The sequence below is a fragment of the Sphaerotilus natans genome (assembly GCF_900156335.1).
GTDB lineage: Bacteria > Pseudomonadota > Gammaproteobacteria > Burkholderiales > Burkholderiaceae_C > Sphaerotilus > Sphaerotilus natans.
In genome coordinates, this window is the sequence record NZ_FTMZ01000040.1 from 1 (window position 1) to 8676 (window position 8676).

The window sequence follows — 8676 nt, forward strand, 5'->3', positions numbered from 1 at the left end:
GACCGCCCCGGCCATGACCGCCGCTACGCGATCGACCCGACCAAGATCGAGGCCGAGATCGGCTGGCAGCCTGCCGAATCCTTCGAGACCGGCATCGACAAGACGGTGAAGTGGTACCTGGAGAACACCGCGTGGATCGACTCGGTGCGCACCGGCGCCTACCGCGAGTGGGTGTCGAAGAACTACAGCGCACGCGACTGACGCCGGGAGCCGCAGACATGAAGATCCTTCTTCTGGGCCAGGGCGGGCAGGTCGGCTGGGAGCTGCAGCGCGCCTTGGCGCCGCTGGGCGAGGTGGTCGGGCTGGACCACGACAGCACGGAGCTGCACGGCGACTTCAGCCGCCCCGAGGCGCTGGCGGCGACGGTCGCCGCCGTCAAGCCGGACCTGATCGTCAATGCCGCGGCCCACACCGCGGTGGACAAGGCCGAGAGCGAGCCCGAGCTGGCACGTGCGATCAACGCCACCGCACCCGGGGTGCTGGCACGCTGCGCCGCCGAGACCGGCGCCTGGCTGGTGCACTACAGCACCGACTACGTCTTCGACGGCTCGGGCGAGACCGCGCGCGACGAGCAGGCCGCCACCGGCCCCTTGAGCGTCTACGGCCAGACCAAGCTCGAAGGCGAAGAGCTCATCCGCGCCAGCGGCTGCCGGCACCTGATTCTGCGCACCAGCTGGGTCTATGCCGCGCGCGGCGGCAACTTCGCCAGGACCATGCTGCGACTGGCCGCCGAGCGCGAGCGCCTGACCGTCATCGACGACCAGATCGGCGCGCCCACCGGCGCGGACCTGCTGGCCGACCTGACGGCGCAGATGGTGCGCACCGCCATGAGCACCGCGGCAGGCAGCGACCTGGACCTCTCCGGCGTCTACCACGCGGTGGCGTCCGGCGAGACCAGCTGGCACGGCTACGCGAGCTTCGTCATCGAGCGCGCCCGCCAGAAGGGCCGCGAGCTCAAGGTCCAGACCATCGACCCGGTGCCCACCAGTGCCTTCCCGACGCCGGCCCAGCGCCCGCACAACTCGCGCCTGTCGACGCACAAGCTCCAGCAGGTCTTCGGCCTGCGGCTGCCACCGTGGCAGCAGGGCGTCGAGCGCATGCTGACCGAGATCCTCTGACATGAACACTCCTCGCAAGGGCATCATCCTGGCCGGCGGCTCCGGCACCCGGCTGCATCCGGCGACGCTGGCGATCAGCAAGCAGCTGCTGCCGGTGTACGACAAGCCGATGATCTACTACCCGCTGAGCACGCTGATGCTGGCCGGGATCCGGGACATCCTGATCATCTCGACGCCGCAGGACACGCCGCGCTTCGAGGCGCTGCTGGGCGACGGCAGCCGCTGGGGCCTGAACCTGCAGTACTGCGTGCAGCCGAGCCCGGACGGGCTGGCGCAGGCCTTCATCCTGGGCCGCGAGTTCGTCGGCGGCGCGCCCAGCGCGCTGGTGCTGGGCGACAACATCTTCCACGGCCACGACCTGCAGCAGCTGCTCAACAGCGCCACCAGCCGGGAGACGGGGGCGAGCGTCTTCGCCTACCACGTGCATGACCCGGAGCGCTACGGCGTGGTCGCGTTCGACGACAAGAAGCGCGCGCTGAGCATCGAGGAAAAGCCCCGGGCTCCCAAGAGCAACTACGCGGTGACGGGCCTGTACTTCTACGACAGCCAGGTCTGCGACATCGCCGCCAACATCCAGCCCAGCCCGCGCGGCGAGCTGGAGATCACGGACGTCAACGCCGAGTACCTGCGCCAGGGCAGCCTGAGCGTGGAGATCATGGGGCGGGGCTACGCCTGGCTGGACACCGGCACGCACGACAGCCTGATGGAGGCGGGGCAGTTCATCGCCACGCTGGAGAAGCGCCAGGGCCTGAAGGTGGCGTGTCCGGAGGAAATCGCGTGGCGCCGTGGCTGGATCGACGCCGCGCAGCTGGACCGGCTGGCCGCGCCGATGCTGAAGAACGGCTACGGGCAGTACCTGAAGAAGGTGCTGGCCGAGCAGGTCTTCTGAGCCGGGAAGGAAGAGGCAGGACATGAACATCATCCGCACCGCCATTCCCGACGTGCTGATCCTCGAGCCGAAAGTCTTCGGCGACGCGCGCGGCTTCTTCATGGAGAGCTGGAACCAGAAGGTCTTCGACGAGGCGGTGGGCCACCCGGTGCGCTTCGTGCAGGACAACCACTCGCGCTCGAGCCGCGGCGTGCTGCGCGGCCTGCACTACCAGCTGCCGCCGCATGCGCAGGGCAAGCTGGTGCGCGTGGTCTCTGGCGCGGTCTTCGACGTCGCGGTGGACCTGCGCCGCGGCAGCCCGACCTTCGGCCAGTGGGCCGGCGTCGAGCTGACGGGCGAGAACCACCGCCAGTTCTGGATTCCGCCGGGCTTCGCGCACGGCTTCGTCGTCACCAGCGAGACGGCCGACTTTCTCTACAAGACCACCGACCTGTACGCCCCGCAATGCGAAGGCGCGGTGCGCTGGGACGACCCGACGGTCGGCATCACCTGGCCCGATCTCGGCATGGCGCCGCTGCTGTCGGCGAAGGATGCGGTGGCGCCGCTGCTGGCGGACGCGCGGCATTTCGACTGAGTCCGATTCGGCCGGCTGACGAGCGGAAATCGGTACCGACTCGTATTTACGACCTCCTACAATCTGCGCGCCCCCGGTGTTCGGCGGCGCGCAGATTTTTGTGTGACATCCCCCATGCACATGCCTGATTTCCGTCTGATCCCGCTTCGTGCCGGCGCCCTGGCGCTGGCCTGCGCGGCCCTGTCTCCTCTTGCCCACGCGCAGCAGTCCGGCGGCGACACCGGGGCCACCGCTTCCAGCGGCCCGATCCGGCTGCGCAGCACCTCGACGAACGCGAGCGCGACCGTGCCGACCCAGGAGCGCCTGGAGCGGCTGGAGGCGGACCAGATGGATGCGGCCGAGGCCTACTGGGCCGCGGAAAGCAATGGCGAGTCGCCGTCCGGCCGCACGGGAGCGGCCTCGGGCAACGCCTCGACCCGCTCGGGCACGTCGCTGCGCCAGCCGCTGCCGACGGCGCCGGTTCCGCTCGACGAGTTCGAGCAGTACGTGCGCAAGCTCAACACCAGCATCGTGCAGCCGACAAGCGAGGCAGGTGCGACGCTTCAGCCCCTGCCGACGATCCGCCGTTTCGGCTCGGAGCTCTTCACGGGGCGCAACAGCTTCGATGCGGCCGAGAACAACGCCCAGGTGCCGGCCGACTACGTGGTCGGCCCGGGCGACGAATTGCTGATCAGCCTGTGGGGATCTGTCGATGCGGACCTGAAGGTGGTGGTCGACCGCAGCGGGCGCATCAGCATTCCCCGCGTCGGCACGATGATGGTCTCGGGCACCCGCTATGCCGAACTGCCGGAGGCGATCTCGCGCCGTGTCGGCCAGGTGTTCCGCAACTTCCAGCTCAGCGTCTCGCTGGGTCAGGTGCGCACCGTGCGTGTCTATGTCACTGGCTACGTCAAGCGGCCCGGGGCCTACACCGTCAGCAGCCTCTCCAGCTTGGCCAATGCGCTGATGCGCAGCGGCGGCCCCACCAGCTCCGGCACGATGCGCTCGATCGAGCTGCGCCGCGGCCAGGAGGTTGTCACCCGCTACGACCTGTACGACCTGCTGCTGCGGGGGGACCGCACCGCCGACCGCACCGTCCAGGCTGGCGACGTGATCCATGTCGGTCCGATCGGCACGCAGGTGGCGATGATCGGCAGCGTCAACAAGCCGGCGATCTTCGAACTGCGCAGCGGCGAGAAGATTTCCGATGTGATCACGCTGGCGGGTGGATTCACCGCGGTGGCCGACCGCAGCCGCCTGGCGATCGAGCGGCTCAACGATCGCGCCAAAAACCGCATCACCCAGCTCTCGCTGCCGGACGAGCAGTCCCAGGCGCCGCAGAGCGGCGACGTGTTGCGTGCTTTCAGCGCTGTCGATGCCGCGCAGCCAGTCGCACGCCAAAACAAGCGTGTGCGCATCGAAGGCGAGGTTGCCAAGCCGGGCGAATATGTGCTGCCGCCGGGCGTGACGACTCGCATGGCGCTTGGGCTGGCGGGCGGTGTCACATCGAACGCCTACGTGTTCGGCACTGAGTTCACCCGCGAGAGCGTGCGCCAGACGCAGCAGCAGAACTACGATCGCGCGCTGCGTGACATGGAAGTCGAGTTCACCCGGGCCTCCGCGACACAGCGTGCGATCAACGCCGACGAGGCCGCGACGTTCGAGCAGCGCAGCAACGCTACCAATCGCCTGCTGGAAAATCTGCGTCGGGTCCGGCCGACCGGCCGCATCGTGCTGCAGCTGTCGCCGGGTGCGACGGAACTGCCCGACCTGCCGCTTGAGGATGGCGACCGCCTCTACATTCCGCCGCGCCCGACCACGGTCAGCGTCTTTGGTTCGGTCTTCAACAGCGGCGCTTTCCTGCTCGAGCAGGGTCGAACCCTCGGCGATTTCCTGACCCAGGCGGGCGGACCGACCCGCGGCGCCGATGCTGGCAGCACCTTCGTGCTTCGCCCGAACGGCAGCGTGCTGAGTCAGCTGCAGCGCTCGTCGTTCTTCGGCATCGTCGGTGGAATCAACGGCACCAAGGCGGAACCCGGGGACACCATCTTCGTGCCGGAGATGATGAACAAGACCACCTGGGTGCAGGATCTGAAGGAATGGACGCAGATCATGTACCAGTTCGGCATCGGCGCGGCGGCGTTGAAGACGCTGCAGAACTGATGATCGACGGAGTATCTGCATGAGCATCGACAGTCCCATCTCCCTGCCGCGCGAGGAGGTCAGCACGGCCAGCATGTTGAGCGTGATCCTGCGCCGATGGCCCATCGTGGTCGGAGCTTCCCTTGTTGCGGGCGGCTTCGCCTTGGGAGGCGCGTTTCTGGTTCCACCGACCTACACCGCGAAGACGGTCATCCTGCCGCCGCAGCAGCAGCAAAGCTCCTTGTCGAGCGCTCTGGGTTCGTTGGGGGCGCTGGCTGGATTTGCTGGGGGCATGGCTGGCATCAAGAGCCCTGCGGAGCAGTACATTGCGCTCCTGTCCAGCGAGACGGTTTCCGATCGCATCATCGAGCAGTACGGACTGGCCGAGGTGTATGACGAGCAGTACAGGTCCGATGTACGCAAGAAGCTGCTGAAAAGCGTGGCCTTCACAGCGGGCAAGAAGGATTCGCTGATCACGATCGAAGTCGATGACAAGGATCCTGCCCGCGCTGCCAAGATGGCCAACAGCTATGTCGATCAGCTGCGCCTGATCTCGAACAGCCTGGCCTTGTCCGAGGCGCAGCAGCGTCGCAAGTTCTTCGAGGACAAGCTCGAAGAAACCAAGGCGGCGCTGACCCGGGCCCAGATCGGCCTTCAGGGCAGCGGCTTCAATCCAGGGGCGATCAAGGCCGAGCCGAAAGCGGCGGCAGAAACCTATTCGAAGCTACGGGCCGAGGCCGTGGCGGCAGAGACGCGCCTTCAGTCCTTACGTGCCACCTTTGCCGACAATTCCCCGGAGGTGCGCAGTCAGGCGACAGTGCTGGCTTCTATCCAGGCGGAGCTGTCGAAGCTGGAGTCTGCCCAGGTTCCACGCAGTGATAGCGACTACGTTGGCAAATACCGTGAGTTCAAGTATCAGGAAACCCTGTTCGACCTCTTTGCCAAGCAATATGAACTGGCGCGTGTGGATGAGGGCCGTGAAGGCGGTCTGATCCAGGTCGTCGACCCTGCGCAGATCCCCGACAAGCCAGCCAAGCCCAAGAAGGTGGCGGTTGCTCTGTTCGGCCTGATTGCTGGCATGGTGCTGTCCTCGATCTTCGTCGTCCGGAGGTCTCGGACGTGACGGACTTTCTCGAGACGAGGCGGAGTACCGGGTCGTGGGGCAGCTGAAATGGGTTGCGATCGGGCAGGTCGTCAATCTGATTCTGCCGATTATCCTGTTTCCCGTGCTGGCGAGCCGGCTTGGCGTGGCCGCGTTCTCGGTGTTCGTCGTCCTGACAGGGGTGTCGCAATATGCCTGTCTGGGTGTTGAGCTCGGCTTCAACCATGTATCGCTGGCCCGATTGCGAAATTCGCGGGATCTGGACGAGCGGTCGATCGTGTTTTCGGCCGTGTTCTACCTGAAACTACTTCTGGGGCTTCTGATCGGCGTCATCGTGGCCGGTGGGCTGGTGGCCTCGGGCAGCCTGTCGCGCAGTTTCGGGGAAGTTTTTGCGCTCGTCATGGGTTCGCTGCTGACCTGCGTTGTCTATCCCGCATGGTATTTCGTGGTGATCGAGAGGCAAAAGTCGAATTTCATCATCTCGCTGGTATCGCGCTCGCTGCTGTTCTTGTGCATCTGGTTCGGCGTCCATTCTGCCGGCGATGTCATCCGCGCCGTAGCGGCATTCAACTATGCCTTTGTGCCCGCAGGCCTGATTTTCTCGACGGCCTGGATGGGGCTGGTGCGAGTGCCTTGGCGTGTTCCTGCTGCTGAGTACCGCCGTACGCTGTCTGCCGGGCTTGGCATGTCCGGCGCCATGCTCCGTGAGACGGCCACTGCACTGGGGGTCAGTCCGTTGCTGGGTCTGCTTCTGGGGGCGGGCCCGGGCATTGGTCTGCTGGCCTTCGCAGAAAAGATTGCCAAGATCATCGCGATCCCGGCGCCGATGGTGGCCTCTACCCTGATGGTGGGTTGGGACCGGTACCGCGAATACCGTTTCATCGCGGGGGTGCTGATCGGTAGAGGGAACCTGCGGGCTCGGCTGAGCGTGGCGGCGGTGACCGTGGTGGCCCTGCTCGGCTACGCCTTGACTGCGCAGTGGGTGATCGGGCGTTGGTTTCCCGCTTATTCAGAGGCGATGATTCTGATAACGATCTTGCTGATCGCTATTCCATTCATCTATCTCAACTACATCATTGTCGCGATCGATCATCTGTCGCACGAAAATTTTGTGCTTGTCGGGCGAGTGTCGATGCTGCAAGTGATGGCCTTGATGCTGTGTGCGAGCTTGGCTCAGTTCTTCGCTGGCAATGCCGCCACGGCGCTCGTGGTAGCGATTTCCGAGTTTCTGCTGTTCGGATTCCTGATCCGACTGCGCCGGGGGACAGCATCATGACTGTGCCGACAGTGACAACGCAAGATCCCGCGGTACGGTTGCGCAGCCTGCGGATTCCTGTGCTGCTGCGTTGCATGCCGCTGCAGGTTCTGACGATCCTGCTGTTCGGTGTCGGCGCAGTGATCGGGGCTTTGTCCGAGGAAGGGCGTGTGCTCAAGGATTTTGGGGTCTATGTCGTCAAGGACCTGCCTGAGGTGGTCGTCTTCTATGCCGTTCTCTTTGCCGGACTGATGGGGGTGACCGGGCTCGTTCAGCCTCTGCGAGTCCGGTTCCGGGTGATTCGGCGGCCCGATCGATGGTGCCTCGCGGTAGCCTGGGGATACGTGCTGACCGCGCTCGCCTTGATGGCCTACAACTGGTTTCGTCTCGACGTCATTAACCTGCTTCAGGATAATCCCGGGGCGATCGCTTTCCGTTTTGCCGAGGAGGGCGGGGCGGTCTTGCTCTACACCACGATGCTCTGCATCTTCATCGGTGCGGCCTACCTGCTGGATCATCTGAAGGGGGCGTGGGCTCGGCGGCTGGTCATCGGGGCGCTGGTGCTGTTCGCCGTGGGTCTGCTGGGCATGACGCGACGCGAGATGCTCCTGCTGCTGATCCTGTGGCTTGTCGTCCATTTGTCCACCGCCGGTCTGCGCTGGGTGAAATATGCGCTCTGGGGGGTTTTTGCGCTGACCGTGGGTGCGCTCTATTTCAGCATGCTGGTGCGTGGCATCGATATGCTCGAGGATCCCCTGTCTTATTTTTCCAGTGGGGAGTTCGAGCCTTTCCGGTACGCCTTGCTGCTGGGCGGGGAGTGGCTGAGGAATCCGGTGGCACTTTCCCCTTGGCCTTACAGCTTTCCAATGGCGGGAGACCAAGGACTGGTGAGCTCCGTGAATGGCTATTTCTCGGGACTGATGTTCGGCGACGTGAATGCCCTAGGCTATCCGACGGTCACGATGTTCTCTACATTCCTGTATTTTGGCTTTGTGGGGCCGCTCGTCTTTTATGCTATTTCGGTCTTCTTTGTCAAGCAGGTCGCCTACTGGCTGTCAATTTCAAGAGGGTTCTACACCTCATTCCTGTATGCCTTCGTGCTGCTGCGCTTGATACTTTTCATCCGCAATGGCGAGCTGTTCGCTACCCTGCTGGATACGCTGGTCCTGGCTTTTCAAGCGCTGCTTTTCCATGCGCTCGTTTGCCAAGATGTACTGATGTCTCGCGATTCCGTCCGGTCTTCATGAGGAGCATGCCTTGAACGATTGCAGGCTGCTGGCCTGTGTGGTCACCTATCAGGGCGATTGCATTAGCCACCGCCCCGATTGAGTGGTAACAATCCAGCCCGACCTCGCAGCCCCAGACACGATGCAAGACCACCCGACGGCCCCCGGCGATGAGCTGATGCAGCACTTTGAAGACCTGGCCGATCCGCGCCGGCAGACCGGCCGCTTCCAGTACCCGTTGCAGGAACTGCTGCTGACGGCGCTGTGCGCGGTGGCTGCGGGCGCCGAGGACTGGGTCGATGTCAGCGAGTGGGGCGAGTTCAAGCTGGAGTGGATGCGGCGCTTCCTGCCCTTCGAGCAGGGCATGGCCTCGCACGACACGTTCAGCCGG

9 protein-coding genes are annotated in these 8676 nt (G+C 64.8%); all 9 read left to right on the top strand.

Going from position 1 to position 8676, the window contains the following annotated elements; all coding sequences use genetic code 11:
* The coding region (locus BW996_RS20570) for a GDP-mannose 4,6-dehydratase (RefSeq protein WP_175619156.1) at positions 1-201 on the top strand (201 nt) is incomplete at its 5' end.
* Between the two features lie 17 nt (positions 202-218).
* The gene (gene rfbD, locus BW996_RS20575; protein ID WP_076459082.1) at positions 219-1118 is read left to right on the top strand and encodes a dTDP-4-dehydrorhamnose reductase; all 900 of its coding nucleotides are present in this window, start codon (positions 219-221) and stop codon (positions 1116-1118) included.
* A gap of 1 nt (position 1119) precedes the next feature.
* Positions 1120-2007 carry a glucose-1-phosphate thymidylyltransferase RfbA gene (gene rfbA, locus BW996_RS20580; RefSeq protein ID WP_037482908.1) on the top strand — a complete coding sequence of 296 codons (888 nt, stop codon included), beginning with the start codon at positions 1120-1122 and terminating at the stop codon, positions 2005-2007.
* 22 nt (positions 2008-2029) lie between these two features.
* Positions 2030-2581, top strand: a complete 552-nt coding sequence (gene rfbC / locus BW996_RS20585) for a dTDP-4-dehydrorhamnose 3,5-epimerase (protein ID WP_037482909.1) — start codon at positions 2030-2032, stop codon at positions 2579-2581.
* Between the two features lie 114 nt (positions 2582-2695).
* Positions 2696-4723, top strand: a complete 2028-nt coding sequence (locus tag BW996_RS20590) for an SLBB domain-containing protein (RefSeq protein ID WP_051632021.1) — start codon at positions 2696-2698, stop codon at positions 4721-4723.
* Between the two features lie 19 nt (positions 4724-4742).
* A complete protein-coding gene (locus BW996_RS20595; protein WP_241461993.1) occupies positions 4743-5825 on the top strand; it encodes a GumC family protein in 1083 nt (360 codons plus the stop codon).
* 34 nt (positions 5826-5859) lie between these two features.
* Positions 5860-7080 (top strand): oligosaccharide flippase family protein, encoded by a 1221-nt coding sequence (locus tag BW996_RS20600; RefSeq protein ID WP_037482911.1) that lies wholly within the window; start codon positions 5860-5862, stop codon positions 7078-7080.
* Positions 7077-8306 carry a hypothetical protein gene (locus tag BW996_RS20605; protein ID WP_139330985.1) on the top strand — a complete coding sequence of 410 codons (1230 nt, stop codon included), beginning with the start codon at positions 7077-7079 and terminating at the stop codon, positions 8304-8306. Before BW996_RS20600 ends, BW996_RS20605 begins: the two co-directional genes overlap by 4 nt.
* A gap of 121 nt (positions 8307-8427) precedes the next feature.
* On the top strand, positions 8428-8676 hold a 249-nt coding region (locus tag BW996_RS20610; protein WP_139330986.1), incomplete at its 3' end, for a transposase family protein.